General features: G+C 32.0%; 2 protein-coding genes. Both read right to left on the minus strand.

The window, feature by feature from the left end; genetic code table 11:
* Nucleotides 1–122: 122 nt before the first annotated feature.
* Nucleotides 123–701, minus strand: coding sequence for a hypothetical protein (locus tag EAI80_RS12755; protein ID WP_129982338.1), 579 nt, complete (start codon nucleotides 699–701; stop codon nucleotides 123–125).
* 163 nt (nucleotides 702–864) lie between these two features.
* Complete coding sequence (locus tag EAI80_RS12760) at nucleotides 865–1,983, minus strand: radical SAM protein (RefSeq protein ID WP_129982339.1); 1,119 nt, start codon at nucleotides 1,981–1,983, stop codon at nucleotides 865–867.
* Between the last annotated feature and the right edge of the window lie 232 nt (nucleotides 1,984–2,215).

Consider the following 2,215-nt stretch of genomic DNA (forward strand, 5'->3'; position numbering starts at 1 on the left):
TATTGTTGGAATATTTCTGAGTGAACTGATAAAGAGAAGCTTTCTTAGGCTTTAATACTTTGTTTGACATATGATTATACCTCCATCTAATTTCTAATCTAATTATAGAACAGATGGGAAATTCATGTGTCTGGTTCAGCTTCATGAACGCCGTTTAATCGGTGTTTATGAAATTTAATTTTCACTGACCTGTGGTTTGTGGGTATCCAAAAAACTTTATATCCTGATAAATATTTTTCAAAAAACATATCATAATTAGTCGTAATAATACCTGCAACAGATTTTTTTGATATATGGCCAAATAGTTTTACTTCATCCCTGAATGTTTCTTTTAATACTGAATTTGATTTAATAAACTGAGCTGTTTCAGCTTTAAATGGTGAACATCCATCTTTTATTTTTTGCATATAATATTCATCTACACATCTAATAGATGGATCCTCAAACCACTTTTTATTAAAATGCGCTTCTAAAACTGTAGCAATTGCTGGATATAATCCGTATTTTTTGTCTTTCAATTCTGCTTTTGAAACATATGATTGAAAAGCAAATTCATCGAAACAAATCTGTTTAATCATGTGCTTCAATAAACCATTCCAATCAGGTAATCCATAATAACGTCTTGAAAACCCTGAACCAATAAACAAAAAAGGAATTGTATCCATTTGAGATATTAATTCTTCAATAGTTGTTCTACTCATAATTTTATCCTTTGATTTACATATAGTTCATAATTTTCATAATTGATTAAATCAGAAATTTTGAGTAGATCTTTATTACATCATATTCATATTTGTATATAAAATATTACTTACTCTAAGTATAACAAAATTTTTTACTAATAAAAAGAAGTAAGAGTAATTCTTACTTCTCGAAATCCTTCTTCATTCTCTTATATTCTTCATAGAGTGTTTCTGTATAGGTACACATATATTCTGGTTTACCCATATAGCTGCCAGATTCCAATAAATGGCTTGCAGCACATGTACGACAAATAGATTTTAATTTACATACAGAACATCCAGAATATAATCTGATCTTTGAACACCCATCAGAAACAGTCTCCCAGGCCTGTTTAAAGCCCACCTCAAAGACATTGGCGGTAGGTGCAGTTAAAATAACACATGGATGCATTTCACCCTGCCAGTTTACTGTATAAGAACATCTTCCAGCCAGACATTCCATTTGTCCTTCCTGTTCTTCACCAATCACTCTATCTTCTACTAACTTAAGCTGTTTATTCACATACTCTTCGACATGATCAATAGAATCAATCTTATCTAGATTATGAGCGAAAGTAAGAGCTGCATCTTCTGGTGCAAGTCTTGCCTGTTGATTATAAGGTAACTTTCTTTCACGTGTTGCAGGAAGCATATATGTATCAAATGAGATTGGAATATCCATATCAGTGACCATCTTTAATACATCTCCGGCATCCTTCTGGTTATTCTTCGCAAGAGAGAAACCTACTCTTACAGGAATATCTGCTTCCTGTAACATCTTAATAGAATTCATAACCTTATCATAACCATTCTTATAATGACATAATCTTTCATATGTCTCATTACTAGAGCCATATAAAGTAATATTAATACGTCTAGGCATATGTTGCTTAAAGAATTCTACCCATGATTCATCTATGAGTGTCGCATTCGTATTAATCGTAATAACAATACCCATCTTTTTAAGACCTAAATAGATTTCTTTAAAATCAGGATGTAGTAATGGTTCTCCACCAGTAAGTAATAAGAATAGTGTTCCATTCTCTACCATCTGTTTCCCTATTTCTAACCATTCTTTACCAGTATGAATTCTTCCTCCTGCTTCTTCTAACTGTTTATGAGTTAAATGAACATAACACATATCACAGTTCATATTGCATAGAGGTAATAGTTCTATACTACCGTTGGCAGGTGATTTCACACTTGCAGCCTTACGAATAAGCATTCTTTCGACGGTATTGGCATCTTCCATTGGTTCCATATAATTCTCCCCTTCATTTCAAAATAAAAAAGCTTATGAAATATTAATATATTTCATAAGCTTTTTCAATGTTTTATAGTTTAAGATCTATTTGGGTCTGATTCCAATGTGATAATGTCTCAATGTATCCAAGTTGATAATGTCCCAATTGGGAAATTATCAACTTGCCGTGTTAAACTATAACCTCCGAGGGAGGTTATTATGAGAAAGGTTGAATTGAGAATGAATGAGC

Source organism: Catenibacterium sp. co_0103 (genome assembly GCF_004168205.1).
In the GTDB taxonomy this organism is placed as follows: domain Bacteria; phylum Bacillota_I; class Bacilli_A; order Erysipelotrichales; family Coprobacillaceae; genus Catenibacterium; species Catenibacterium mitsuoka_A.

Excerpts from the sequence above, each read along its gene's own strand:
- EAI80_RS12760 (WP_129982339.1), bottom strand. The coding sequence starts at position 1,983 with ATGGAACCAATGGAAGATGCCAATACCGTCGAAAGAATGCTTATTCGT.
- EAI80_RS12755 (WP_129982338.1), bottom strand. The coding sequence starts at position 701 with ATGAGTAGAACAACTATTGAAGAATTAATATCTCAAATGGATACAATT.